Source organism: Streptomyces sp. NPDC087300 (assembly GCF_044744425.1).
GTDB lineage: Bacteria > Actinomycetota > Actinomycetes > Streptomycetales > Streptomycetaceae > Streptomyces.
The window spans coordinates 136,526-161,053 of the sequence record NZ_JBIUYI010000005.1 but is presented as its reverse complement, the minus strand read 5'-3'; the positions used below and the strand labels follow the sequence as shown (position 1 = coordinate 161,053).

Below are 24,528 nucleotides of genomic sequence, written 5' to 3'. Positions count from 1 at the left end.
AAACACCCACAGCCGCCCCCCAACCGGGGAAGCCGCCCGCAGCGCACCCCACGGAGACATGCGGGGCGCCACACCAGGGCTCTGTGCCCCACCACGGCCCACGGCCTAGAATCTTGGGGTTTGTCCCCGAGCCACGTACGGAGCCCCACCCATGCACAGCCCGCACGATCCGTTCGTACGTGTCCGGGGTGCCCGCGAGCACAATCTCCAGGGCGTCGACGTGGACATTCCGCGCGACGTGCTCGCGGTCTTCACCGGCGTCTCCGGCTCCGGCAAGTCCTCGCTGGCCTTCGGGACGATCTACGCCGAGGCCCAGCGGCGCTACTTCGAGTCCGTCGCGCCGTACGCCCGCAGGCTCATCCACCAGGTGGGCGCGCCGAAGGTCGGCGAGATCACCGGGCTGCCGCCCGCGGTCTCGCTCCAGCAGCGCCGCTCGGCGCCGACGTCCCGGTCCTCCGTCGGCACGGTCACCACGCTCTCGAACTCGCTGCGGATGTTGTTCTCGCGGGCGGGCGCCTACCCCGTGGGCGCCGAGCGGCTCGATTCGGACGCGTTCTCGCCGAACACGGCCGCCGGTGCCTGCCCCGAGTGCCACGGCCTCGGCCGGGTGCACCGCACCACCGAGGAGCTGCTCGTCCCCGACCCCTCGCTGTCGATCCGCGAGGGCGCCATCGCGGCCTGGCCCGGTGCCTGGCAGGGCAAGAACCTCCGCGACGTCCTGGACACGCTCGGCCATGACGTGGACCGGCCGTGGCGCGAGCTGCCGCCCGGGGACCGCGAGTGGATCCTGTTCACCGACGAGCAGCCGGTGGTGACCGTGCACCCGGTGCGCGAGGCGGGCCGCATCCAACGCCCTTACCAGGGCACGTACATGAGCGCCCGACGCTATGTGATGAAGACCTTCGCGGACTCCAAGAGCCAGACGCTGCGCGCGAAGGCCGAACGGTTCCTGGAGAGCGCGCCGTGCCCGGCGTGCGGCGGCAGCAGGCTGCGCCCGGAGGCGATGGCGGTCACCTTCGCGGGCCGCACGATCGCGGACCTCGCTGCGCTGCCGCTGTCCGAGCTGGCCAACACCCTTGAGGAAGCGGCGGATTCCTCGGAGACCGCGCGCGTCCTGACCGGGGACCTGCTGGCCCGGATCGCGACCGTCACCGAGCTCGGCCTCGGCTATCTGAGCCCGGACCGCGCGACCCCCACCCTCTCGGCGGGCGAGCTCCAGCGCCTGCGCCTCGCGACACAGCTCCGCTCGGGCCTGTTCGGCGTGGTGTACGTCCTCGACGAGCCGTCGGCGGGGCTCCATCCGGCCGACACCGAGGCCCTGTTGACGGTCCTCGACCGCCTCAAGGACACGGGCAACTCCGTCTTCGTCGTGGAGCACCACCTCGATGTCGTGCGCCACGCGGACTGGCTCGTCGACGTCGGGCCGCAGGCGGGCGAGCACGGCGGCAAGGTGCTGCACAGCGGTCCCGTGGCGGATCTCGCGGGGGTCGCCGAGTCCGCGACGGCCCGCTTCCTCTTCGCCGACGAGCCGCCCGCCGAACGTGAAGTGCGCACGCCTCAGGGCTGGTTGAAGGTGGGCCCGGTGACCCGCCACAATCTGCGCGAGGTGACGGCGGAGGTCCCGCTCGGCGCCTTCACCGCGGTGACCGGCGTCTCCGGTTCCGGCAAGTCCACGCTCGTCGGCGAGATCACCGGGGAACTCGCGGGCGTGGGCAGGCTCGTCTGTGTGGACCAGAAGCCGATCGGCCGTACGCCGCGCTCCAACCTGGCCACGTACACCGGCCTCTTCGACGTCGTACGCAAGGTCTTCGCGGCGACCGGCACGGCGAAGGAGCGCGGCTACGGAGTGGGCCGGTTCTCCTTCAACGTGGCGGGCGGGCGCTGCGAGACCTGTCAGGGCGAGGGCTTCGTCAGCGTCGAGCTGCTCTTCCTGCCCAGCACCTACGCGCCCTGCCCGGACTGCGCGGGCGCCCGCTACAACCCCGAGACCCTCGAAGTGACCTACCACGGGCGGAACATCGCGCAGGTCCTCGACCTCACGGTGGAGGCGGCGGCGGACTTCTTCGCGGACACCGACACCCCGGCCGTCGTACGCAGCCTGCGCACGCTGCTCGACGTGGGCCTCGGCTATCTGCGCCTGGGCCAGCCCGCCACCGAGCTCTCCGGCGGCGAGGCCCAACGCATCAAGCTGGCCAGCGAGTTGCAGCGGGTGCACCGCGGCCACACCCTCTACCTCCTGGACGAGCCGACGACCGGCCTGCACCCCGCCGACGTCGAGGTCCTCACCCACCGCCTGCACGAGCTGGTCGACGCGGGGAACTCCGTGGTGGTCGTGGAGCACGACATGGCGGTGGTGGCCGGCGCCGACTGGGTGATCGACCTGGGTCCCGGCGGCGGCGACCGCGGCGGCCAGATCGTGGCGGCGGGCACCCCGGCGCGGGTGGCACGCGCCGAGGGCAGCCGCACCGCCCCCTACCTGGCCCGCGCCATGGACGGCGCTGTCAGTGGCCCCTAGTAGGTTGTGATCGTCCGCACGGGACCGTGCGGACGGCTGCGCCACGGGGGTTACACAGCATGCATACGGTCACCGCCTGGCGGGCCGCCGGTGAGTACGAGGTGGCGCTCGACCTCTGGTCCGCGCCGAAGCCGGCGCTGCGCTGCCGCACCGCGGCGGGGCGCGAGCTCAAGAAGCTGCCGCCCGCGCTCAGGACCGAGCCGCCGGTGCGGGAGCTGACCGCGCTGGCCGAGTGGCTCGGCGACCACGCCGCCGAGGCGCTGACCAGCGCCGAGCGGTGGATGACGCAGTCCCTGCCGGTGCCCGCCGAGCTGATCCGTCAGGTGTGGCCCGACCCGTACTGGCGGCACGCGCTGCGGTACGCGGTGATCGCGCCCTGCGACGACGCGGGGAATGCGGCGCCTTCGCCGGATCCGGACGTGGCACGCGCCGGGGTGCTCACGGACGTCACTCCGGCCGGTGCGCTGCTGGTGACGGGCCTCGACGGGGAGCACGAGCTGACCGAGGCCGTCGTCGCGCTCCCCCATCCGGTGCTGCTCGACCCGCGCGGCACCGGACGGCTCCCGCGCTGGCGCAAGCTCCTCGCCCAACTCGGCGGGGAGCAGGGCATCGAGCAGCTGGACCGGGCGGTGTACGCACGGCCGGACTGCTCGCCCGCGCCGGGTCCGACGAAGGTGCGGCAGGGCATCACCACTTTCGACGGCGCCGACTTCGAGTCGGGCGCCCGCTTCGAGCGGCTCGTCGCGGGGTTCGGCGGGCGCATCGGCGGCGAGCGGGCCGGATTCGGCTTCGGGCACCGGGGCCGTACGTTCGGGATGGTCGCCGACCTGCGCTACCAGGGCCCCCTGGCCCCGGTGACCGTCCACGACTTCTGGTTCACCGACGGCAAGGGGCGGCAGGGCGTCGGGACGTACGACGCCGTGCCACGGCCCGCCTGGTCCGAGGGCATCAGGGCGATGGCCGCCCTCTTCGACGAGCGTGCGGCCGTCGCGGGCGGTCCGTCCGGCCCCTCGGCCGCCGATTCGGCCGCCGCGTACCAGTCCTTCCTCGTCGAGTGCGCCGAGCATGCCGCATCGGGCGACGCAGCCACGGCAGCACCGCCACCTTCACCTGAGGCCGCTGACGTCGCTCAACTCCTGGCCGCGGGCGCGGTGTTGGCGGGCCCGGTCGCCGGTGCGGACGAGGAGTCGCTGACCGCGCGCCGCTACGGGTCGTCACTCCTCGCGGAGGCGGAAGGGGACCGTTTCGTACGCCTGGTGGTGGCGCGGGCCGTCGGGGCGCAGGACGCGGTGGCTCGGGCCCTCGGTCTGGAGCCGGACGCGGACGACGCGGTGCCGGTCGGCAGGGCACCGTTGCGGCCGCTCGACTTCCTGACGCGGGTCTGCCGGGTGCGTCCGGACCTCGCGGGCCCGGCGATGGGGCTGCTCGCGCCGCTGCGCACTTGCGCGAAGACGGCGGGGGCCAAGCCCGGCCGGGCCGCCACCCAGCTCGCGGCGAGCCTGAAGAAGCTGACCGCACCGCACCCCGAGCTTCTTCCCTTCGCCCTGGACGAGGGCGCGCGGGTGGTGGCAGCGGCGGGCAGTGTCGCGATGGCCAGGCCCCTGTACGCCGAGGCGCGGGCCGCCGAGCAGCGCGTCGGCGGCATCGACGAGGAGGAACTGCGGGAGCTGGTAAGGGAGTTCCGCGAGCTGGGCGTCGTCGACGAGAAACTGCTCCGACAGTACCGGGACGACCTCGCGGCGCGGTCGACGGCGGGCGAGGCGCACGAGCGCTACCGCCGCCTCGTGCTCGACTGGTGCCGCGCGGAGAGCGCGATGCCCACGTCCACCTTGCGGGACGGGGTCCTGCACATGCGGCTGCGGCAGATGCCCGCGTCGTTCGCCGTGGAGCTGGCGCAGGGCGCCGAGGGCGCGCTCGCCGCCGACGACGTCAACACCGAGATCTTCCATCTGCTGCTACGCAACCACTCGCTGACGGAGCTGACGGCGGCGGTCTGGGAGGCGTGGGAGGCGCCGCTGGCACGCGACGTGGCGGAACACGCGGACACGGTGACATGGCTGCGGGGCCAGCAGCCCGCGCCGCGCGGCTCATCGGCCGCGGCGCTGACCGCGGCCGCCGAGGCATGGCTCGCACTGCTGACGCGTCTCGGCGTACTGGAGCAGGTCGTCACCGGCGGCGCGGGGACGGCAGAGACGACAGCCAGCACGGCGCAGGCCGCACAGGCCGCACAGGCCGCGAACGACTGGCTGACGCTGTTCCTGCGGCGGTACGCGGGGCTGCGGCTGCCCGTCGCCGGTCTGGAGCCTGTGGTGGCGTCGGTCGCGGCACGGATGCGCGCGGCGGGTGCGACCCGGGAGCAGCTGCTCGGGCTCGCGAGCGAGACGCTCGGGGGCGATTTCCGGCGCGTCGGGACCGACCTCGGGATGCTCGCCCTGCTCCGGCGGGTCGGCATGCCGCTCGACGCGCCGAAGGAGGACGAGCGCATTCATGCCCTCCAATGGATCCAGCGGCGGGGCACGGACGGCGTCGAGAGCGTCCTCGGGGATCCCGCGTTCCGCGAGCAGATCCGCGCCGAGCTGTCCGCCGCCGCGCGGGGCAGCCTGGGGTACACCGTCACCCGGCACCCCCTGACACCGTTCCCGAAGATCACCAAGCGGGTGACCGCGGTGGAGCCCCTGCGGGAGCTGATGACGGAGATCGTCGACGGGCACGCGCGACGCGTGCGACAGGGCGGCGCGGACGGCCTGTTCGCGCTCCAGGACCTGCTGCTCCACGTGGAGCCCTTCGTCGTGGCCAAGGCGTCCCGGCACTTCGACACCTACGTACGGCTGGGGCTCGCGGTGGAACCGGCCGCGCTCCTCGCGGACACCCTGCGCGCCCGCTGCCTCGCGCACGGGCACGACGGTGACACTTCGGCCTCCTGCGGGCTGCGCGAGGTGACCGCCGGCCACGCGCGTCATCTGCTGGAGTCGGTGGACGCCGCCACCCGGCACACCCACGCCCAGATGTTCGCCGTGGAACCCGCGACGCGCAGGAGCAGATTCCTCGACTACCGCCCGGAATCGGCGTTCGCCCGGGATCTGCTCCCCTCGGTCGGGGCGTCGCTGCCGCCGATCACGGACGACGCCTGCCGGACGCGGGCGCTCGGGGTCGTGCAGGGCGTCCTGTGGTGCTCGATGTGGCAGGACACGCTCCGGCGGTCCGTGCGCTGAGGTACCCGACCGGATCGGGCACAGGATGTCGGGTCCTGCGGGGTGCCCGCCGCCTAGCGTGGTGATCACGAACGAGGAAGGAGACCGGGAGTGCTGGACCGCCTCAACCAGGCCATGGAGGACATCGAGCGGCAGCTCACCGAGGTGGTCGACGTGGCCGCGCTGGCGCGCACCGCGGCCACCTCGGAGTACCACCTGCGCCGGATGTTCTCCGCGCTGGCGGGGATGCCGCTGTCGGAGTACGTGCGGCGCAGACGGCTCACCCTCGCCGGTGCCGAGGTGCTCGCGGACCGGGAACCGCTCCTCGAGATCGCCGTGCGGTACGGATACGGGTCGGGCGAGGCGTTCGCCCGCGCGTTCCGCGCCATGCACGGCGTCGGCCCCGGCGAGGCCAGGCGCGACGGCGCCGCGCTCGTCTCGCAGGCCCGGCTCTCCTTCCGCCTCACCGTCGAAGGGAGCAGCAGCATGCGTTATCGCGTGGTGGACAAGCCGGACTTCACCGTGGTCGGGCCGATGGCCCGGGTGCCACTGGTGCACGCGGGACCGAACCAGTCGATCATCGACTTCGTGCGCGGGATCGCGCCGGGCACGATGGAGGCCCTGGCGAAGCTGTCGGACCAGGAGCCGCACGGCATCGTCTCGGTCTGCGACGACATGGACCCCGGCCGCGCCGAGGGCACCGAACTCGACTACTACCAAGGGGTGGTGACCGCCGCGCGGGACCCGCGGGCCCTCCCCGGGGGCAGCGCCGTCCTCGCCGTGCCCGCCGGCACCTGGGCGGTCTTCGCCACGTCGGGTCCGGCCCCCGAGGCCATCCAGTACCTGTGGCGGGACGTGTTCATGGAGTGGTTCCCCGCCAACCCGTACCGCAGCCGTCCGGGCCCGGAGATCCTGCGCACGACCATGTCCGCGGACGGCGCCGATGCCGACGCCGAGCTGTGGCTGCCGGTGGAGCGCGAGCAGGGCTGACCGGCTCCGGGGCGGGCACTCACCCGCCCCGGTAGGCGTCGCGCAGCCGGGACTTGGCCAGTTTTCCGGTGGGAGTACGCGGCAGGCGTTCGGTGAAGTCGACGCTGCGCGGCGCCTTGTAGTGCGCGATGCGGGCGCGCGTGAAGTCGATGAGTTCACGCGCCAGTTCGGGCCCCGGGGCGATCCCACGCTCGACCTGGACGACCGCCTTGACGGCCTCCCCCATCTCGGCGTCCGGTACTCCGACGACGGCCACGTCGGCGACGGCCGGGTGCAGCACGAGCACGTCCTCGGCCTCCTGCGGATAGACGTTCACACCGCCCGAGATGATCATGAATGCCTTGCGGTCGGTGAGGAAGAGGTAGCCGTCCTCGTCGACGTGGCCGATGTCCCCCGTGGTGGTCCAGTTGGGGTGCTCGGGGTGCTGTGCGTCGCGGGTGCGGTCGGCATCGTTGTGGTAGCGGAAGGGCACGTCCTCACGTTCGAAGTAGACGGTCCCCGTCTCGCCCGTGGCCAGCGGGCGCCCCGACTCGTCGCAGATCCGCAGCGCGCCGAGCAGCCCGTCCCTGCCCACCGAGCCGGGCTTGCGCAGCCACTCGTCGGGGGCGATGAAGGTGATGCCGTTGCCCTCGGTCGCCGCGTAGTACTCGTACAGGACGGGCCCCCACCACTCCATCATCCGCCGCTTGACCTCGACGGGGCAGGGCGCGGCAGCGTGGATGGCGACCTGCATCGACGACACGTCGTACCGCTCGCGCACCCCGGCGGGCAGCTTCAGCATGCGGACGAACATGGTCGGCACCCACTGGCTGTGCGTCACCCGGTGCCGCTGGACGGCCGCGAGAGCGCCCTCCGCGTCGAAGGCGTCCATCAGGACGACGGTGCCGCCGGTCGCGGTGACCACGCCGCAGAAGCGCAGCGGCGCCGCGTGGTAGATCGGGGCGGGGCAGAGGTAGACGGTGTCCTCGTCGAAGCCGTACATGGTCTGGAAGATGAGCGTGTACGTCGTGGACTGTTCGCGCACGTCGCCTTCGGGCAGCGCGGGTTCGACCCCCTTGGGCCGTCCCGTGGTGCCGGAGGAGTACAGCATGTCGGTGCCGAGCGGCTGGTGCGCGGGCGGCACGGCGGACGCCGCTTCCAGGGCCTTGTCGTACGTACCGTCGTCGAGCCCGAGCACCAGCGGCGGGCCGCCCGCCAACTCGGTGACGGTGGCGCCGAGTTCGGCGAGCGAGCCGGAGACGATGAGCGCGGCCGCGCCGCAGTCGCGCACGATGTAGGCGGCCTCCTCCGCGCTCAAGTGGTGGTTGACCGCGGTGAGATAGAGACCGGACCGCATGACCGCCCAGTAGACCTCCAGGGCGCGCGGGTCGTTGTCGCAGAGCAGGGCGAGGTGGTCGCCCCGGCGCAGACCTGCGGCCCGCAGATGATCCGCGAGCCGCAGGGAACGTTCTTCGAGTTGTCCGTAGGTGAGGGTCCTCGTGCCGTCAGCGCTGACGACGGCCACCCTGGCGGGGTCGTACGCTCCCGGATACATCAGCCGACGGTAGCGCCCCAAAGGGGCGCGGGGAACGGCGCGAGCAACCACAGCCGTCCCGCGGACGACCGCGCAGCGGCTACCGGCTCACCTTCCGCGTGGCCCGCAACCACTCCTTGTTCATCGCGGCAATGGAAGGCAACGGAATCCCCTTGGGACAAGCCGTCGCGCACTCACCGGTGAGCGTGCAACCGCCGAAGCCCTCCTCGTCCATCTGCGCCACCATGTCAAGAACACGGGTCTCACGCTCCGGCGCACCCTGCGGAAGCACGTTCAGATGGTTGACCTTCGCCGAAGTGAACAGCATCGCCGACCCGTTGGGGCAGGCGGCCACGCACGCCCCACAGCCGATGCACTCGGCGTGCTCGAAGGCGGAGTCCGCGTCCGGCTTCGGGACGGGCGCCGCGTGCGCCTCGGGCGCGGCTCCGGTCGGCGCGCTGATGTAGCCGCCGGACTGGATGATGCGGTCGAAGGCGGAGCGGTCCACCACCAGGTCCTTGACGACCGGGAAGGCCGAGGCGCGCCACGGCTCGACGTCGATGGTGTCGCCGTCGTCGAAGGACCGCATGTGGAGCTGGCAGGTGGTGGTGCGCTCGGGGCCGTGCGCGTCGCCGTTGATGACGAGCGAGCAGGCGCCGCAGATGCCCTCGCGGCAGTCGTGGTCGAAGGCGACGGGGTCCTCGCCCTTGAGGATGAGCTCCTCGTTGAGGGTGTCCAGCATCTCCAGGAAGGACATGTCCTGGGAGATCCCGTCCACTTCGTAGGTGGACATGGCGCCGGAGGCGTCGGTGTTCCGCTGGCGCCAGACGCGCAGGGTGAGCTTCATGCGTAGCTCCGCTGAGTGGGGTGGACGTACTCGAAGGCGAGGTCTTCCTTGTGCAGGACGGGGGCCTCGCCGGTGGCGGTGAACTCCCAGGCGGCCGCGTAGGAGAACTCCTCGTCGACGCGGGCGGCCTCGCCGTCCGGGGTCTGGGACTCCTCGCGGAAGTGGCCGCCGCAGGATTCGGCGCGGTGCAGGGCGTCGAGGCACATGAGCTCGGCGAGCTCCAGGTAGTCGACGATGCGGTTGGCCTTCTCCAGGGACTGGTTGAACTCCTCGCCGGTGCCGGGGACCTTGATCCGGCGCCAGAACTCCTCGCGGATCTGCGGGATGCGCTCCAGGGCCTTGCGCAGGCCGCTCTCGGTGCGGGCCATGCCGCAGAACTCCCACATCACTTCGCCGAGTTCGCGGTGGAAGGAGTCGGGGGTGCGGTCGCCGTCGACGGCGAGGAGCAGGTTGATCCTGTCCTCGGTCTCGGCGAGCACCTCCTGGACGACGGGGTGTTCGGGGCGCACCTCGTCGTGGTGGGGATTGCGGGCGAGGTAGTCGTTGATGGTGGAGGGCAGTACGAAGTAGCCGTCGGCGAGGCCCTGCATGAGGGCGGACGCGCCGAGCCGGTTCGCGCCGTGGTCGGAGAAGTTGGCCTCGCCGACCGCGAACAGGCCGGGGACGGTGGTCTGGAGGTCGTAGTCGACCCAGAGGCCGCCCATCGTGTAGTGCACGGCGGGGTAGATGCGCATCGGCACCTCGTACGGGTTCTCCGCGGTGATCCGCTCGTACATGTCGAAGAGGTTGCCGTACTTCTCCTCGACCTTCTTCTTGCCCATGCGCGCGATGGCGTCGGCGAAGTCGAGGTAGACGCCCTGTCCCCCTGGGCCCACGCCCCTGCCCTCGTCGCAGACGTTCTTCGCGGCGCGCGAGGCGATGTCGCGGGGCACGAGGTTGCCGAAGGAGGGGTAGATGCGCTCCAGGTAGTAGTCGCGCTCGTCCTCGGGGATCTGGTTCGCCGGGCGGTCGTCGCCCTTGGCCTTGGGCACCCAGATGCGGCCGTCGTTGCGCAGCGACTCGCTCATCAGCGTCAGCTTGGACTGGTGGTCGCCGGTGCGCGGGATGCAGGTGGGGTGGATCTGGGTGAAGCAGGGGTTGGCGAAGTGGGCGCCGCGCCGGTGGGCGCGCCAGACGGCGGTGGCGTTGGAGTTCATGGCGTTCGTCGACAGGTAGAAGACGTTGCCGTAGCCGCCGGAGGCGAGGACGACGGCATCGGCGAAGTACGTGTCGATCTTCCCGGTGATGAGGTCACGGGCGACGATTCCCCTCGCCCGCCCGTCGACCACGATCACGTCGAGCATCTCGGTGCGCGGATGCATCTCGACGTTGCCCGCGGCGATCTGCCGCGACAGGGCCTGGTAGGCGCCGAGCAGGAGCTGCTGGCCGGTCTGGCCGCGCGCGTAGAAGGTCCTGGACACCTGGACGCCACCGAAGGAGCGGGTGTCGAGGAGTCCGCCGTACTCGCGGGCGAACGGCACGCCCTGGGCGACGCACTGGTCGATGATCTCGACGGAGATCTGCGCGAGGCGGTGCACGTTGGACTCGCGGGCCCGGAAGTCGCCGCCCTTGACGGTGTCGTAGAAGAGCCGGTGGACGGAGTCGCCGTCGTTGCGGTAGTTCTTCGCGGCGTTGATGCCGCCCTGCGCGGCGATCGAGTGGGCGCGGCGGGGCGAGTCCTGGTAGCAGAACTGGACGACGTGGTAGCCCTGTTCGGCGAGCGTGGCGCCCGCGGAGCCGCCCGCGAGTCCCGTACCGACCACGATCACCGTGTGCTTGCGGCGGTTGGCGGGGTTGACCAGCTTGGCCTCGAAGCGGCGGGTGTCCCAGCGCTCGGCGATGGGCCCCTCGGGCGCCTTGGTGTCGACGAGCGGTTCGCCGGTCGTGTACTCGGCGTATTCGCTGGAGTGATTCATGGGTCAGCTCACCAGTCCGGTCATGACGGCGACGGGTACGGAGACGAAGCCCACGACGAGGACCAGCGCGAGGCCGTTGGCCAGGGGCTTGAGGACGCGGTCGCGGGCGGCGGTGCCCACGCCCAGGGTCTGTGCGGCGCTCCACAGGCCGTGCCGCACGTGGAGGCCGAGGGCGAGCACGGCGACGATGTAGATGACGTTGCCGTACCAGGTCGAGAAGGTGTCGATGATGTTCTGGTACGGGTGCAGGTGCTGGTAGTTGCCCGGGTGCACGGTGCCGGTCGTCAGGTCGAGGATGTGCCAGACGATGAAGAGGGCGAGGATGATGCCGCCCCAGCGCATGGTGCGGGTGGCGAAGCTCGCCTCGGGCTTCTTGTGCACGTACTTGGTGGGGCGCGCCTTGATGTCGCGGCGGCTCAGCTGGTACGCGGAGGTGGCGTGCGCGACGACCGCGACGACGAGCACCACGCGGACCAGCCAGAGCGTCCACTCGTAGTGCATGAAGGGCTCGCCGACGGTGCGCAGCCAGTGGGCGTAGTGGTTGATCTCCTCGGGCCCGAAGAAGATCTTCAGGTTTCCGACCATGTGCGCGACCAGGTAGAGCAGCATGATCAGACCGCTCACCGCCATCACGGTCTTCTTGCCGATGGTGGAGTCCCACAGCGTGCGGGTCATGGAAGGACGTTTGTCCGTCCGCGTTGCCAGAGCCATGCGCACGACGCTACGGCCGAAAGTCCCGATCAGTCCAAGAGATGGATCAGCTCATCTCCATAGCCTCTCCCTATCGACCGACGTATTCTCCGTGTATGCAATTCCAGCAGCTGCATTACTTCGTCGCGGTCGCCGAGACCCGGCACTTCACCCGGGCCGCCGAGGAGGTGCACGTCTCGCAGCCCTCGCTCTCCCAGCAGATCCGCGCCCTGGAGAACGAGCTCGGCGCGGAACTCTTCAGCAGGGCGCGCGGCAACATCACCCTCACCGACGCCGGCGAGACGCTGCTGCCGCTCGCCCGCCGGATCCTCGCCGACGCGGACACCGCGCGCATCGAGGTCCAGGAACTGGCGCAGCTGCGCCGCGGCCGCATCCGTCTCGGGGCGACCCCGAGCGTCTGCACGGGGCTTCTCCCCGACGTCCTGCGCGCCTTCCACGACCGCCACCCCGGCATCCAGCTCCTGATCGAGGAGGGCGGCTCCCACGACCTCGTACGCGAACTGGCACGCGGCGCCCTCGACCTCGCCCTCGTCGTGCTCCCCCTGCCCTCGCCGTCCCCCGCCCTGACCACGCTGGAGCTGCTGCGCGAGGACCTGGTCGTGGTCTCGGCCCCGACGGCCCGCGGCCTCGGCGGCTCCGTACGCATCGCGGATCTCCAGGGCGAACGCCTCGTCATGTTCCGACACGGCTACGACCTGCGCGAACTCACCGTCGCCGCCTGCCGCGCCGCGGGCTTCGAACCGGAGTTCGCGGTGGAGGGCGGCGAGATGGACGCGGTCCTGGGCTTCGTCCGCGCGGGCCTCGGCGTGGCGGTGGTCCCCCGCATGGTCGCGGAACGCGCGGGCTCAGGCCTGCGCATGACCCCCCTCGCCCACCCGAGCCTGCACCGCACGATCGCCCTGGCCCACCGCAGCGACGTGGCACCACCACGGGCGGCACGGGAGCTTCAGCGGATGCTGGTGGAACGCTGAGGCTCCCCCGCGACCGCTACGGCAGTTCGCCCGTCCCCGGATCCCGCACCGTCAAGCAGTACGTCCCGCCCCCGGGATCCCGCATCACGAGCCACGCCGCGCCGCGCGAGACGAACTCCGCGCCGTGGCCCTCGTGCCAGGTCCGCACCGCGTCGATGTCCGAGCAGGCCAGGTCGACGTGTGCGCCGGCGGGCCGGGTCGTGGTGGCGAGGCGTTGCAGCAGGATGCGGACCGGGAGGTGCGCCGGTGGGCGCAGGAGGTGGAACTCGGGGAGTCTGGAGGCCACGGACTCCCAGCCGGTGAGCGCCTGCCAGAAGGCGAGCTCGGTGTCGAACGCGTCCGGGGGGATGTCCAGGCAGATCTGGTCCAGGCGGGCGGTGGTGCCGCCGGGGCCGGGGACCGGGGCGGGGCGGGTGGTCTCGCCGTTCCAGGGGACGAGGCAGAACAGCTGTCCGCCGGGTGACCAGAGCACCTCCAGGTCGTCCTCCGCGAAGACCGGGACCGCGCCGAGCGCGCGGGCCTGGGCCGTGACCGCGGCGAGGTCCTCCACCACCAGGTCGAGGTGCGCGCCGCCGGGCCCGCCCACGGCCTGCGCCTTCACGAACGCGTCACCCCCGCCGTCCGGGAGCAGCGTGACGAACTCGCCGTCCGGGCCGCGGAAGGCCGAGAGGCGCGAGCCGGTGACCGCCGCCCAGAAGGCGTACGCCTGCGGGAAGCGGTCACGCGGCCGGTCGATGAAGGCGTACGCCCAGCGGATCACGGCGGGTCAGCCCGTCGCGTCCGCGAGCGCCAGCTCGTGCAGCCGGTCCGGCGGTCCCGGGCGCGCGTAGTACCAGCCCTGAGCCGTGTCGCAGCCGAGCTCGCGCAGCTGGTCGGCCTGCGCGCCCGTCTCGACGCCCTCGACGGTGACCGCGAGGTCCAGGCTGTGGGCGAGCGAGACGATGCCCTCGACGATCTTCAGGTCGACGGGGTCGGCGGGAAAGTGCTGCATGCCCTGGGTGAACGAGCGGTCGAGCTTGAGCACGCTCACCGGCAGCCTGCGCAGGTTGGCGAGGTTGGAGTAGCCCGTGCCGAAGTCGTCGAGCGCGATGTCCACGCCCATCTCGGCGAGCCTGCGCAACGGCTTGAGCAGGTCGTCGTCGGCTCCTATCAGCGCCGACTCGGTGACCTCCAGGCACAGCGCGCCCGGTTCGAGTCCCTCGCGCTCCAGGATGTCGACCGTGTCGGAGACCAGGCCGGGGTGGGTGAGCTGCATCGGCGAGAGGTTGACGTTGACCCGCAGCGGTGCCGCGGCCACTCCCCCGGTGGTCCGCGCCTCCCAGCGGCGCGCCTGGCGCACGGACTCCTCGAGGACCCAGCGGCCGAGCGGCACGATCAGGCCGGTGTGCTCGGCGAGCGGGATGAACCGGTCGGGGCCGATGACGCCGTGCTGCGGGTGCAGCCAGCGCACCAGCGCCTCGGCGCCGCGCACGCTGCCGTCACCGAGGTGCACCAGCGGCTGGTACTCGATGAAGAACTCGCCGCGCTCCAGGGCGGCGGGCAGCGCGGTGGTCAGGCCGTGCCGGGTGATGGCGCGGGCGTCGGCCTCGGGGTCGGCGATCTCGTAGCGGTTGCCGCCCGCGGACTTGGCCCGGTACATCGTGATGTCGGCGCTGCGCAGCACCTCGGCGGCGCCGCGCACCCCCGCGGGGCCCTCCACTATGCCGATGCTGCCGCGCACGGTGAGCTCGCGGCCGTCGACGCGGACCGGGGTGGCGAGCGCGTTCATGATGCGTCCGGCGAGCTCGTCCACCTCGGTCTCGGTGTCGGGGCCCGTGGTGAGCGCCACGAACTCGTCGCCGCCGAGCCGGGCGACCATCTCGCCGGGCGCGGTGGCGCAGGACTGGAGCCGGTCGGCGACCTCGACCAGGAGCCGGTCGCCCGCCGCGTGCCCAAGGCTGTCGTTGACGGTCTTGAAGCCGTCGAGGTCGAGGTAGCAGAGCCCGAACCGGGTGTTGCCGCCGACCGCGAGGGCCTTCTCCAGGCGTTCGAAGAACAGCGTGCGGTTGGGCAGTCCGGTGAGCGCGTCGTGCGTCGCCTCGTAGCGCAGCCGCAGATTGAGCAGCCGGCGCTCGGTGGTGTCCTCCATCAGCGCCAGCTGATACTGCGGGATGCCGTCCGCGTCGCGCAGCAGGGACACGGTGAGGTTGGTCCACAGGACCGTTCCGTCGGGGCGGTAGAACGCCTTCTCCACCCGGTAGTGCTCGCGCTCGCCGCGCACCAGCTCCTCGTAGAGGCGCCAGACGTGGGGCGAGTCGTCGGGGTGCGTCCAGTCCCCCACGTTGCGCCCGCGCAGCTGGTGTTCGAGCCCGCCGAACATCCGCACGAGCGCGTCGTTGACCTCCAGGACCGTGCCGTCCAGGTCCGCGATGCCGATGCCGATCGCGGCGCCGTGGAAGACCGCCCGGAACCGTGCCTCGCTCGCGTGCAGCGCCTCGGCGACGGCGCTGCGGGCGCTCAGGGCAGCCCGGGAGATCGCCTCCTGCTCGACGAGGGTGCGCTCGCGCAGCGCCTGGGCGAAGCCCGCCGCGACGGAGTGCTGGATGCGCGCGGAGCGGGCCCGCAGCTCCTCCTGCGACCCGTCACCGCCGCAGTACAGGACCAGATAGGCGTCGACGCAGTCGAGCGTGCGGCTGAGCGCCTCGGGGTCGGTGCAGTGCGTGCCGATGAGCGCGGCGCCGACGGCCTGGCCCTCGGTGGCCTCGAAGACCCGCTCCTGGAGCGCGTCGCGCAACCGGCGGGCGAGCGGCACCAGTTGCTGCTCGAACTCGGGACGGGTCAGCGACGTGGCCGTCACGGGAAAGATCGCACGGCTCCAGATGGTGGCGAACCTGCGGAGTCTTCCCTCCGGTCCGTCCGGCTCGCCGCTCAACGCTTCCGTCCCACGCCCGCGAATCCCGAGAAGGAGTAGGGGTCCTCCTCCTCGGGCGCCGTGTCGGGCCGCCAGTGCGGCATCGGCACCAGGCCGGGTTCCACCATGTCGTATCCCTCGAAGAACCGCGCGATCTCCTCGCGCGAGCGCATGATCAGTGGATTGCGGATGTCCTTGTATACACCGACGGTGTGGCCTGCTTGCTCGGCGGGGACGGGGATCCCTTCGTACGAGGCGTGGGTGACGACGATCAGGCTGCCGGGCGCGAGTGCGTCCCGCAGTTCGGCGACCGCCGCGTATGGATCGTACGCGTCCTCGACGAAGTGCAGGACGGCGACCAGGAGAAGGGCCACCGGGCGGTCCAGGTCGAGGAGCGAACCGACTTCCGAACTGCCCAGAATGTCCCGGGGCTTGCGCAGGTCCCCGGCGAGGACGGCGGACCGTTCGTCACCCTCGAGTACGGCTTTGCTGTGTGCGACGGCGACCGGATCGTGATCCACGTAGACGACGCGGGCGTCCGCGCTCGCCCGCTGAGCCACCTCGTGGACGTTGCCGAACGTCGGGATGCCGGAGCCGATGTCGAGGAACTGGGTGATCCCCTCGTCCACCGCGTGGCGCACCGCGCGGCGCATCAGGGCCCGGTTCGCCTGCATGATCTTGGGGAGTCCCGGCATGAACGCCATCGCCTTGCGGGCCGCCTCCCTGTCCACCTCGAAGTTGTGCGAGCCGCCCAGGTAGTAGTCGTAGATGCGGGAGACGCTGGGCGTCGTGATGTCGACGCTCAACGGGGCCCAGGCAGGACGCTCCATCAAGACTCCAAGACGTAGGGGGGTGGCACAGGCGATCCGGTGTTCGAGGGTGAGGCTACTGATCGTCCGCCAAGGGAGCGAGTCAAAACGGAAATTGGCCGTCCGTTCTCGGTCACTGCCTTTGGCAAGTGCCGTGTCCCACACTGCCGAGCGGCCCGCCCCTTCCCTGTGATAAGGGAAGAAACGGGCCGACCGGTCATGCGTCGCGCGAGGGACGTATCGCCTATCGGGGAGCGCCCACGGGCTTGCCCTCGGGGCTCGCGGCGTACCAAGTTCCGCCCACGCCCTGGCCATTCGTGTCGCCCGGCTTCTTGTCACCGGAGAAGGTGTACAGCGGCCAGCAGTTGATCGTCTGCTGTTTGCCGCCGTCCGGCCGGTTGTAGGTCATGTACCCCTTCTTCTTGATTCCCTCCGTGTCGGACTTGTCCACGGGGGCGACGGCGGGCCACTTCTGGGCGCACGCGCCCACGCAGTTCGACTTGATCGGCCAGGCCGAGTCCTTGGTGAAGCGGTAGACGGTCCTTCCGTTCTTGTCGACGACGATCTCGCCGAGTTTCGGGTCCTTGCGGGTGGAAAGTCCCGCGGGATCGGCGGGCGCGGTGTCGGCCGCTGCGGGGGCCGCCTTCTTGCCGTCGGGCGCCGCCGCGTACCAAGTGCCGCCGACGCCCTGCCCCTTGGCGTCACCCGGCTTGGTGTCCTGCGCGTAGCGGTACATCGGCCAGCCGTCGATGGTGAGCTGCTTGGTGCCGTCGGCGGTGGTGACCTCGCCGAGCAGGGACGCGTCCACGCCGGGGGCGGCCTTGGCGCCGTCGGCGGCCACCGCGGGCCAGGCCTTCAGGCAGGCGCCCGCGCAGCTGGACTTGGGGGGCTGGGCGGTGTCCTTGTCGAAGCGGTAGAGGGTGAAGCCCGCGCTGTCCGTGACGACCTTGCCCAGCTTCTTGCTGTCCCACACCGCGAGCTGCCCCGCCGGCTTGGCCTTGGCGTCCGCGCCCTTGCCCGCGTCGCCCGTGTCTGCTCGGTAGCCGTCGTCCGTGCCGTATCCGTTGTCCTTGGCGGGCGCCCCGTTGCCCACGTTCTGTCCGTTGGGCGACTGCTCGCCCTTGTCCTGGCCGCACGCCGTCGTCAGGGCGAGCAGGGCCACGGCTGTCACTGCGAGCGCGGCACTCCGCCGCGCCCCAGGGGAACGCCCTACCATCTGCCGCATCGCTAACTCCCGCTGTCCGCTTGGGTGTTGTGCCGCCGTTTTGCGTCACACATGGCCCTAGGTACGGGCGGGAGCCGCTGCCGCGTTCAACCGGTGCGCAAGATTTTTGGCGCGGGGCGGCAGTGGCGCGCACGGGGGCGCACGCCGTCAAACACATGGCGGCCCGACCTCCTTCCTTCGGGTCAATCAGGTGCCACTCCGGCGCAACGGGCGCACGCGGCGCCGCATGATCTGCCTCGTGCACGGATCTCCGCGGGCCTTATCGGCCCTAGTCACACGCGTATTGGCACTTCTCGCACTCGCCCTGATGCTCGGCGCGTCGGCGGCCGCGGGCGCGGCACCCGGCGACGCGTGCGCGTACGCCTCGATCAACGGGGACGGCTCATCGGCGGGCAGCGGCGCGACCGCCGTCGCCGGGGACGGCGTCATCTGCCGGGCGGGCCCCACCCACCGGCCGAAACCGCCGCCGCCACCCGCGCCCGCGCCGCCGCCGGCGAAGCCGCCGCAGCGGACCACACCCCCGCCACCGCCGCCACCGCCCGCACCGAAACCCAGGGCGCCACAGCCACCGCCGACACCGCCACCGACACCGCCACCGGCCCCACCACCGGCCCCCAGCCCCGCGCCGCCGGAGCCGACACCGAAGCCAACTCCCCGGCCCAAGGCACCGGTTCACCACCGGACCGCCCCCACCCCCGCTCCGCCCCCGGTGACCTATCCGGCGTACCACCCGCCGCCACGCAAGCACCCGCCCCGCAGCGGCCCGTCCATCGTCTCGCTCACCCTGCTCATCACGGCACCCGCGGTGCTCGCCGTCGCCGCGCTGCGCCCGCGCTGACCGCCGGAGGTCTTCAATGTCGGAATGGCTTGTTCTCACCCTCGCGATGGCGGCCGCCTGTGCCGTCGTCCTCGCCGTGACCCAACTGCGGCACCGCAGAACCGGTGACGACTACGACGCGTCGGAGACTCCGGACGTCATCGAATACATGACGATGATGATCGGCGTGGTCTACGCGATCGTGCTCGGCCTCGCCATCGCGGGCGTCTGGGAGGCGCGCGGCGCCGCCCAGGAACACGTCCGGGTCGAGGCCCAGGCGCTGCACGAGGTCTCCGAGCGGGCCCGGGTCTACCCCGAGGACGTACGGGACCAGATCCGCGCCGACGTCCGCGCCTATGTGAGCCATGTCGTGACCACGGAGTGGGACACGATGAGGAAGAAGAACGAACTCACCGGCCGGGGAACCGAGTTGTTGGCCCACGTCCGCCACGACGTCACCGATTATCAGCCGAAATCGGACTTCGAGGCGCAGGCCTACCAGCCGCTGGTCGACGCGGTCGCGGCGGCCGACGACGCGCGCAGCGCCCGTGCCGACAGCGTGGGGGCCACGATGCCCGGCGTCGTCTGGTTCGGCCTGATCGCCGGCGGTCTGGTGACCATCGGCATGATCTTCGCGCTACAGATCCGGCGCACCCGGCGCGAGCTGATCCTCGCCGGTGTCTTCTCGGCCCTGTTCGCGTTCCTGCTCTTCCTGATCTGGGACTTCGACGCCCCCTACAGCCGGGGCATCGCGGCCACGGCAGAACCGTTTCACATGATGTTCCCGGGAATCGGAGGCTGAGTCCGTGGCGCGGGGAGCCCGTCAGCTCCTCGCGCCGCGCCTGGCGAAGCGCAGCTTCCACGGCGTGATCGCCGACTCGGCCTGCACCCGCAGGCTGAGCTTCGACTCTCCGTTGACGCGCTCCTCGAAGGTGATCGGCACCTCGACGATCCGCAGCCCGGCGCGGACCGCGCGGTGGTTCGTCTCCACTTGGAAGGAGTAGCCGTTGCTGCGGACCGACGGCAGGTCGATCGCCGTCAGGGCCGTGGCCCGCCAGGCCTTGTAGCCGGCCGTCGCGTCCTTGACGCCGAGCCGCAGGATCGCGTTGACGTAGAAGTTCGCCCAGGCGGAGAGCGCCTTGCGGTGCCAGGCCCATTCGGTGGCGAGCGCACCGCCCGCCACGTAGCGCGAGCCGAGCACGACGGCCACGCCGTCGTCGGCGAGCAGGGTGCGCACCATCAGCGGCAGCGTCCGCGCCGGGTGCGAGAGGTCGGCGTCCATCTGGACCACCACGTCCGCGCCGTCGGCGAGCGCCAGCGTCATCCCCGCGACGTACGCGCGGCCGAGGCCGTCCTTCTCGGTCCTGTGCAGTACGGAGACGGTCCCCGCCGAATCCGCCGCGAGCCGGTCGGCGATCTCCCCCGTCCCGTCGGGCGAGCCGTCGTCGACGACGAGGACGTGCAGCCCCGGCAGGCCGAGCCCCTGGAGCAGCTCGATCAGGAGGGGCAGGTTCTCCCGTTCGTCGTACGTGGGGACGACCACCACGATCTTCGGCCCGGGAGGGGGCGGGGACGCGTCGGCGGGGCGGGACACCTGTTCCACGTGGATCCCCTCGTGTGGTCTGCGCGCGGGCGTGTGGTCCGCGCGCGGGCGTGTGGTCCGCGCGCGGGCCGATCAGCCTACGGCAGAGTTCCGGCCTCGCGGGCGGACGCCGGTTGGCCGTTAACCGTGCTGCGCCCGCGCCCCGTCCGGCGCACCCTGGTGCCATGGCCTGGCAGACACCGATCGTCGTCCACCCGCCCGCAGCCGACGGCGGGCGGCGCGTCACCGTGCGCGGACGGGACGTCGGCGTCGCCCGCGACGACCGTGACCTGGTGGAGTTCCTGCGCCGCGCGGGGCTCGGCGACGCGGACATCGCGCTCGACGACCCGCATCTCGTCGAGTGGCGCGGGGGCCCGCACGCCTGGGCGGTCACGGACGGCTGAGCCGCGCCACCAGCCACCCACCGCCTGCCACCCACCGCCCGTCATCCGACGTCAGCCCGCGCGCCTCCACCCCATAGCCCGATTTGCCAGAATCGACCCGATTGCTATGGTTTTCGAAGAGCGGACAGATGGTGCGTTCAAGTCCACCCAGCTCCACTGCGCGGGGCTGTAGCTCAAGGTAGAGCGGTCCGCTCACCTACCTCCCCCGGGGGCCGGCCCGCGTGGCCGGCCCCCGGTGCGTCCCGCACGGGACGGAACGGCGAACCGGAGAAACGGGGCCACGCGTGGAGCGGGTGCGGATGGCCGGCGGGCCACTGGACTGGTCTTTGGTCGACGGGGCGATCCCGCTCGTCGTCCAGATCCTCGGCGCCCTGGCGCTCGCCGTCCTCCTCTTCTCCCGCGACCGCCGCTGGTGGACCAGGTTCCTGCCGCTCGCCGTGGTCGCGGCGGCGCTGCTCACCCTGCTGGTCGAGCTCACCGTCGACGACTGGTGGAAGCCGTTCCCCGACCAGCTGCCCTCCGACGTCGTGGTGTGGATCGGCGTCGCGATCCTCGGTGTGTGCCTGGCGCTCTTCCGGATGCCGACGCTGCGCTGGCGCGGCCGGTGCGGTGCCGTCGTCGCGGGCCTGCTCGTGGTGGTGCTCGGCCTCTCCGAGGTCAACATCCACTACGACAACTACCCGACGGCGCGGACCATGCTCGGCCCGCAGGACACCGTGAGCCTCAAGGACGCCACCGGCAAGAAGGGCGCCCTGCTCGACGTGCCGGAGGGCAAGGCGCTGTCCGAGGTCTGGAAGGCGCCCGCGGGCCTGCCCGCCAAGGGCACCGTGTCGACCGCCTCGATCCCCGGCACCAAGTCGGGCTTCAAGGCCCGTGACGCGTACGTCTACCTGCCGCCCGCCTACCGGGCCTCGCCCCGCCCGCCGCTGCCCGTGCTCGTCCTGATGGCAGGTCAGCCGGGGGCCCCGCAGGACTGGATCACCTCCGGTCAGCTGCCGGACATGATGGACGACTTCGCCGCGGACCACGCGGGGCTCGCGCCGATCGTCCTGGTGGTCGACCCGCTGGGCTCGTCCTTCGACAATCCGCTGTGCATGGACTCCAGGCTGGGCAAGGTCCAGACGTACCTCGCCGACGACGTGCCCGCCTGGGCCGCCGCCCATCTCCAGACCGCCGAGGGCCGTACGCACTGGGCGGTCTCCGGGCTCTCCAACGGCGGCACCTGCGCCCTGCAGATGGCGGTCAACGCCCCCCGGCGCTACGGCGTCTTCCTCGACATCTCGGGGCAGGACGAGCCCACGCTCGGCAGCCGCAAGCAGACCGTGGACGCGGCCTTCGGCGGCGACGAGGCCGCGTTCGAGAAGGTCAATCCGATGGACGTGATGGCGCGCGAGAAGTTCCCCGACACCGCGGGCGTGTTCGTCGCGGGGACCGACGACTCGACGTACCGGCCGCAGGCACACAAGGTGTACGAGGCGGCGAAGAAGGCCGGGATGAACGCGGAGCTGGTCGAGCTGCCGGGCGGCCACAGCTGGCAGGTCTGGCGCCCCGGGCTCCAGAAGCAGCTGCCCTGGCTGGCGTCCCACATCGGCCTGACGCCCTGAGCCGTGGGGCCCGGCGCCGCGCCCCCGCCGACGTCCTGACGCCCTGCCACACGACACCCGCTCATCGGGCGCGGCACACGGGCCCGTTCCCCCGCACGGCGGACACGGATGCCCCGTTCGCCCTACACGGATCGCGAGGGCAAACGTCCGTACTTAGCGTTTCGGGCATCGAGGTGCATTTCAGGTGAAAGCGGAAGAAGGTCCGCGACTGCTCCTCGGGGACCCGGAGGATCCACCATGCGCGCGATACGCGTCGCCTCTGCCGCTCTGCTCACCGCCACCGCCCTGACCCTCACGGCCCCGACCGCGACCGCGGCCGTGGCGGGCGACGACACGAACAACAACATCACGTCGTTCGGCTTCCGCGTGACGCCCTCGACGATCGCCGCGGGCGGCCAGGTCACGCTGAGCGTGGACGGCTGCGACGGCGACACCAAGGTCACCTCCGGCATCTTCGACGACGCCAGCATCCCCAAGGGCCAGCAGTCCACCACCGCCTCGGTGTTCTGGGACGCCAAGCCCGGCGCGATGTACGAGGTCACGTTCGACTGCAAGGGCGAGACCGGCAAGACGGACCTCACCATCGCCACCGGCCGCCCGGACGGCAACGGCACGGTCCACCGGGGCGTCAAGGCGGGCATCGGCGGCAGCCTCGGCGGGCTCGACCTGCACGAGATCGCCCTCGGCAGCGCCCTGATCCTGGGCGCACTCGGCACGGCGTACTACAAGACCCGCCGCCGCGCCGGCGAGGACAACTCCTGACCCACCCCGCACCACCCGCTTCGCCCCCGGGACGTCTCCAGATCCCGGGGGCGAAGCGGTGTGCACGTGCGGTGCGAGGACACGTGCGGTGCGCGGGGCGCGGGCGCGGCGGTGCGCGGAAGGGAGGCGCGCGGACGCCGCCGCCGCTCAGGCCCCGGTGCCGGTGGTGCGTCCGGCGCTCAGATCCTGTTCTCGGTCCTGCGGCGCATCCAGAACACCCCGCCGCCGATCACGGCGGCGGCCACCAGGGCCCCGCCGATCGCCATGTCGGTGCGGGTCGCCCCGTCGGTGCTGGTGCCGCCGACGCCGCCGCGCACACCGCCGTGGATGACCGTGAAAGCGGACGGGCGGGTGAGCGTCTTGCCGCCGCAGTGGGCCGTGATGTCGTACGCGCCGGGCTGGGCGTTCGCGTGGATGACGGCCGTCGCGCTGGCGGTGCTGCCGCCGGGGATGGACTGGAGGTTGGTGTCGGGGAAGGCGGGCGAGGTGACCTTGCCGCCCGACTGGCAGGACGAACCGTCGACCGTGACCGTCAGGTGCCCGCCCTTCGGGATGACGCTGGGCATCGCCACGATGTTGGTCGGGTCGGCCCAGGCGGACGCGGTCGGAGCGGCGAGCCCGACGACCGCGCCGGCCGCGGCGGCGACCGCGAGGGCACGAGTGGTGCGCATACGAGAAGTACGCATGGGAATCCTCCGCGGAAGACGCCCCGGGGATACCGTCCCCGGTCGATCGGCGAGAGCGCCTCCCAGACTGACCCTCAGATGCCGTGCACAGGCCCGCATTTCGGGAATCGGCCGTACCGGTGAGACGACACGCCGGGCCGCGTCCTCACCAGCCGACATCACCGCAGGTCACGGACCGTCAGAAATTTCCTGCCCGACGCCGACCCGGATGGCGCACCGGGCCCGTCCCCCGCGCGTCCGCCACCCGTTCGCGCCCGCCCTTTCGCACACCTCGCGCGCCGCGCTTAGCGTTCGAGTACGCGCTACGGACGCGGCTCGCAGGCCGCGTTGAGAGGGGATAGAGAATGCCTTCGTCCCATCCGGCCGACGATTTCGGGTTCCAGGAATTCCAGGAGAGCGAAAAGCAGAAGAAGCGCGCCCCCTGGGGTGTCATGGCGCTCGTCCTGCTGACCGGCCTCGCGCTGATCCGCAACGGTTCCGGGGAGTTCGACGTCGGCCCGCCGCAGCCCGCTTCGGCCGCGGCGGCGGACGCGGCTCCCGACGCCGGACGTGGCGCCCCCGCGCCCCTGACGTTCTCGCCCGCCGAGCGGGTGCGGATCAAGGGCATCCAGGTGGACGCGCCGATCATGCCGGTGGGCCTGGACTCCGACGGCTGGGTGGACGCGCCGCCGCCGGAGGACCCGAACCTGGCGGGCTGGTTCACGGGCGCGGTCTCGCCGGGTGAGAAGGGCACGGCCGTGGTGGTCGGGCACGTGGACAACCAGCAGGGGCCCGCCGTCTTCTACGGCCTCGGTTCCCTGAAGAAGGGCAATCACGTCGAGGTGCGGCGCAAGGACAAGAAGACCGCGATCTTCCAGATCTACGGCATCGAGGTGTTCGAGAAGGAGAACTTCCCCGGCAAGCGCGTGTACGGGAACGGCGGGACTCCCGAACTCCGGGTCATCACCTGCGGCGGCGGGTTCTCCAAGCAGTCCGGGTACGACGGGAACGTGGTGGTGTTCGCCCGCCTGGTCGCCGTGCGCTGACGCGGGATCGGCGCGGGCGGGTCCGGCGGGC

Annotated in this window: 20 protein-coding genes; 10 read left to right on the top strand and 10 right to left on the bottom strand. The window is 71.8% G+C overall.

Going from position 1 to position 24,528, the window contains the following annotated elements; translation table 11 throughout:
• Window positions 1–151: 151 nt before the first annotated feature.
• The 3 genes from ACIO9J_RS21110 to ACIO9J_RS21100 all read left to right on the top strand — a co-directional run bounded on the left by ACIO9J_RS21110 (window position 152) and on the right by ACIO9J_RS21100 (window position 6,696).
• On the top strand, window positions 152–2,515 hold the full coding sequence (locus tag ACIO9J_RS21110) for an ATP-binding cassette domain-containing protein (protein WP_402001516.1): 2,364 nt from the start codon (window positions 152–154) through the stop codon (window positions 2,513–2,515).
• 59 nt (window positions 2,516–2,574) lie between these two features.
• Window positions 2,575–5,727: a DUF4132 domain-containing protein gene (locus tag ACIO9J_RS21105; RefSeq protein ID WP_402001514.1), complete on the top strand. Its 3,153-nt coding sequence runs from the start codon at window positions 2,575–2,577 to the stop codon at window positions 5,725–5,727.
• A 90-nt stretch (window positions 5,728–5,817) separates the two neighbouring features.
• Complete coding sequence (locus ACIO9J_RS21100; protein ID WP_402001511.1) at window positions 5,818–6,696, top strand: helix-turn-helix domain-containing protein; 879 nt, start codon at window positions 5,818–5,820, stop codon at window positions 6,694–6,696.
• Window positions 6,697–6,715: 19 nt separating this feature from the next.
• Here the strand turns inward: ACIO9J_RS21100 and ACIO9J_RS21095 are convergent, their stop codons facing one another.
• From ACIO9J_RS21095 to ACIO9J_RS21080, 4 genes are all read right to left on the bottom strand, one after another.
• Window positions 6,716–8,230 carry an acyl-CoA synthetase gene (locus ACIO9J_RS21095; RefSeq protein WP_402001508.1) on the bottom strand — a complete coding sequence of 505 codons (1,515 nt, stop codon included), beginning with the start codon at window positions 8,228–8,230 and terminating at the stop codon, window positions 6,716–6,718.
• Window positions 8,231–8,309: 79 nt separating this feature from the next.
• Window positions 8,310–9,056 carry a succinate dehydrogenase/fumarate reductase iron-sulfur subunit gene (locus tag ACIO9J_RS21090; RefSeq protein ID WP_402001506.1) on the bottom strand — a complete coding sequence of 249 codons (747 nt, stop codon included), beginning with the start codon at window positions 9,054–9,056 and terminating at the stop codon, window positions 8,310–8,312.
• Window positions 9,053–11,011 (bottom strand): fumarate reductase/succinate dehydrogenase flavoprotein subunit, encoded by a 1,959-nt coding sequence (locus tag ACIO9J_RS21085; RefSeq protein ID WP_402001503.1) that lies wholly within the window; start codon window positions 11,009–11,011, stop codon window positions 9,053–9,055. The genes ACIO9J_RS21090 and ACIO9J_RS21085 overlap by 4 nt, the downstream gene beginning before the upstream one ends.
• 3 nt (window positions 11,012–11,014) lie before the next feature.
• The gene (locus ACIO9J_RS21080) at window positions 11,015–11,722 is read right to left on the bottom strand and encodes a succinate dehydrogenase (protein WP_402001501.1); all 708 of its coding nucleotides are present in this window, start codon (window positions 11,720–11,722) and stop codon (window positions 11,015–11,017) included.
• A gap of 95 nt (window positions 11,723–11,817) precedes the next feature.
• Between ACIO9J_RS21080 and ACIO9J_RS21075 the strand changes: the two genes are divergently transcribed.
• A complete protein-coding gene (locus ACIO9J_RS21075; protein ID WP_402001498.1) occupies window positions 11,818–12,693 on the top strand; it encodes a LysR family transcriptional regulator in 876 nt (291 codons plus the stop codon).
• 16 nt (window positions 12,694–12,709) lie between these two features.
• On the opposite strand, the gene ACIO9J_RS21070 is transcribed toward ACIO9J_RS21075, so the two are convergent.
• The 4 genes from ACIO9J_RS21070 to ACIO9J_RS21055 all read right to left on the bottom strand — a co-directional run bounded on the left by ACIO9J_RS21070 (window position 12,710) and on the right by ACIO9J_RS21055 (window position 17,608).
• Window positions 12,710–13,453, bottom strand: coding sequence for a VOC family protein (locus ACIO9J_RS21070; protein ID WP_402001495.1), 744 nt, complete (start codon window positions 13,451–13,453; stop codon window positions 12,710–12,712).
• A 6-nt stretch (window positions 13,454–13,459) separates the two neighbouring features.
• Window positions 13,460–15,604, bottom strand: coding sequence for a putative bifunctional diguanylate cyclase/phosphodiesterase (locus ACIO9J_RS21065; protein WP_402001492.1), 2,145 nt, complete (start codon window positions 15,602–15,604; stop codon window positions 13,460–13,462).
• A complete protein-coding gene (locus ACIO9J_RS21060) occupies window positions 15,601–16,413 on the bottom strand; it encodes an SAM-dependent methyltransferase (RefSeq protein ID WP_402001489.1) in 813 nt (270 codons plus the stop codon). Before ACIO9J_RS21060 ends, ACIO9J_RS21065 begins: the two co-directional genes overlap by 4 nt.
• A 223-nt stretch (window positions 16,414–16,636) precedes the next feature.
• Window positions 16,637–17,608 carry an SCO0930 family lipoprotein gene (locus tag ACIO9J_RS21055; RefSeq protein WP_402003527.1) on the bottom strand — a complete coding sequence of 324 codons (972 nt, stop codon included), beginning with the start codon at window positions 17,606–17,608 and terminating at the stop codon, window positions 16,637–16,639.
• A 292-nt stretch (window positions 17,609–17,900) separates the two neighbouring features.
• On the opposite strand from ACIO9J_RS21055, the gene ACIO9J_RS21050 reads away from it, so the two are divergent.
• Together ACIO9J_RS21050 and ACIO9J_RS21045 are read left to right on the top strand one after the other, a co-directional pair.
• The gene (locus tag ACIO9J_RS21050; RefSeq protein ID WP_402001486.1) at window positions 17,901–18,455 is read left to right on the top strand and encodes a hypothetical protein; all 555 of its coding nucleotides are present in this window, start codon (window positions 17,901–17,903) and stop codon (window positions 18,453–18,455) included.
• 16 nt (window positions 18,456–18,471) lie between these two features.
• Window positions 18,472–19,236 carry a hypothetical protein gene (locus ACIO9J_RS21045; RefSeq protein ID WP_402001483.1) on the top strand — a complete coding sequence of 255 codons (765 nt, stop codon included), beginning with the start codon at window positions 18,472–18,474 and terminating at the stop codon, window positions 19,234–19,236.
• Between the two features lie 21 nt (window positions 19,237–19,257).
• On the opposite strand, the gene ACIO9J_RS21040 is transcribed toward ACIO9J_RS21045, so the two are convergent.
• Window positions 19,258–20,037: a polyprenol monophosphomannose synthase gene (locus tag ACIO9J_RS21040; protein WP_402001480.1), complete on the bottom strand. Its 780-nt coding sequence runs from the start codon at window positions 20,035–20,037 to the stop codon at window positions 19,258–19,260.
• 164 nt (window positions 20,038–20,201) lie between these two features.
• Between ACIO9J_RS21040 and ACIO9J_RS21035 the strand changes: the two genes are divergently transcribed.
• The 3 genes from ACIO9J_RS21035 (at window position 20,202) to ACIO9J_RS21025 (ending at window position 22,786) form a co-directional block, all read left to right on the top strand.
• Window positions 20,202–20,420 (top strand): hypothetical protein, encoded by a 219-nt coding sequence (locus ACIO9J_RS21035; RefSeq protein WP_402001477.1) that lies wholly within the window; start codon window positions 20,202–20,204, stop codon window positions 20,418–20,420.
• A 299-nt stretch (window positions 20,421–20,719) separates the two neighbouring features.
• Window positions 20,720–22,024: an alpha/beta hydrolase gene (locus ACIO9J_RS21030; RefSeq protein WP_402001474.1), complete on the top strand. Its 1,305-nt coding sequence runs from the start codon at window positions 20,720–20,722 to the stop codon at window positions 22,022–22,024.
• A 237-nt stretch (window positions 22,025–22,261) separates the two neighbouring features.
• Window positions 22,262–22,786, top strand: a complete 525-nt coding sequence (locus ACIO9J_RS21025) for a hypothetical protein (protein WP_402001471.1) — start codon at window positions 22,262–22,264, stop codon at window positions 22,784–22,786.
• A gap of 179 nt (window positions 22,787–22,965) precedes the next feature.
• On the opposite strand, the gene ACIO9J_RS21020 is transcribed toward ACIO9J_RS21025, so the two are convergent.
• Window positions 22,966–23,457, bottom strand: coding sequence for a hypothetical protein (locus ACIO9J_RS21020; RefSeq protein ID WP_402001468.1), 492 nt, complete (start codon window positions 23,455–23,457; stop codon window positions 22,966–22,968).
• Window positions 23,458–23,816: 359 nt separating this feature from the next.
• Here ACIO9J_RS21020 and ACIO9J_RS21015 point away from each other — a divergent pair, with 359 nt between their 5' ends.
• Window positions 23,817–24,497 carry a class F sortase gene (locus ACIO9J_RS21015; protein ID WP_402001465.1) on the top strand — a complete coding sequence of 227 codons (681 nt, stop codon included), beginning with the start codon at window positions 23,817–23,819 and terminating at the stop codon, window positions 24,495–24,497.
• Window positions 24,498–24,528: the final 31 nt, after the last annotated feature.

What these genes read in the sequence shown, in the direction of transcription:
- ACIO9J_RS21110 (WP_402001516.1), top strand. Translation starts at nt 152, where the DNA reads ATGCACAGCCCGCACGATCCGTTCGTACGTGTCCGGGGTGCCCGCGAG.
- ACIO9J_RS21105 (WP_402001514.1), top strand. Translation starts at nt 2,575, where the DNA reads ATGCATACGGTCACCGCCTGGCGGGCCGCCGGTGAGTACGAGGTGGCG.
- ACIO9J_RS21095 (WP_402001508.1), bottom strand. Translation starts at nt 8,230, where the DNA reads ATGTATCCGGGAGCGTACGACCCCGCCAGGGTGGCCGTCGTCAGCGCT.
- ACIO9J_RS21090 (WP_402001506.1), bottom strand. Translation starts at nt 9,056, where the DNA reads ATGAAGCTCACCCTGCGCGTCTGGCGCCAGCGGAACACCGACGCCTCC.
- ACIO9J_RS21085 (WP_402001503.1), bottom strand. Translation starts at nt 11,011, where the DNA reads ATGAATCACTCCAGCGAATACGCCGAGTACACGACCGGCGAACCGCTC.
- ACIO9J_RS21080 (WP_402001501.1), bottom strand. Translation starts at nt 11,722, where the DNA reads ATGGCTCTGGCAACGCGGACGGACAAACGTCCTTCCATGACCCGCACG.
- ACIO9J_RS21075 (WP_402001498.1), top strand. Translation starts at nt 11,818, where the DNA reads ATGCAATTCCAGCAGCTGCATTACTTCGTCGCGGTCGCCGAGACCCGG.
- ACIO9J_RS21060 (WP_402001489.1), bottom strand. Translation starts at nt 16,413, where the DNA reads ATGGAGCGTCCTGCCTGGGCCCCGTTGAGCGTCGACATCACGACGCCC.
- ACIO9J_RS21055 (WP_402003527.1), bottom strand. Translation starts at nt 17,608, where the DNA reads ATGGTAGGGCGTTCCCCTGGGGCGCGGCGGAGTGCCGCGCTCGCAGTG.
- ACIO9J_RS21045 (WP_402001483.1), top strand. Translation starts at nt 18,472, where the DNA reads ATGTCGGAATGGCTTGTTCTCACCCTCGCGATGGCGGCCGCCTGTGCC.
- ACIO9J_RS21035 (WP_402001477.1), top strand. Translation starts at nt 20,202, where the DNA reads ATGGCCTGGCAGACACCGATCGTCGTCCACCCGCCCGCAGCCGACGGC.
- ACIO9J_RS21030 (WP_402001474.1), top strand. Translation starts at nt 20,720, where the DNA reads ATGGCCGGCGGGCCACTGGACTGGTCTTTGGTCGACGGGGCGATCCCG.
- ACIO9J_RS21025 (WP_402001471.1), top strand. Translation starts at nt 22,262, where the DNA reads ATGCGCGCGATACGCGTCGCCTCTGCCGCTCTGCTCACCGCCACCGCC.
- ACIO9J_RS21020 (WP_402001468.1), bottom strand. Translation starts at nt 23,457, where the DNA reads ATGCGCACCACTCGTGCCCTCGCGGTCGCCGCCGCGGCCGGCGCGGTC.
- ACIO9J_RS21015 (WP_402001465.1), top strand. Translation starts at nt 23,817, where the DNA reads ATGCCTTCGTCCCATCCGGCCGACGATTTCGGGTTCCAGGAATTCCAG.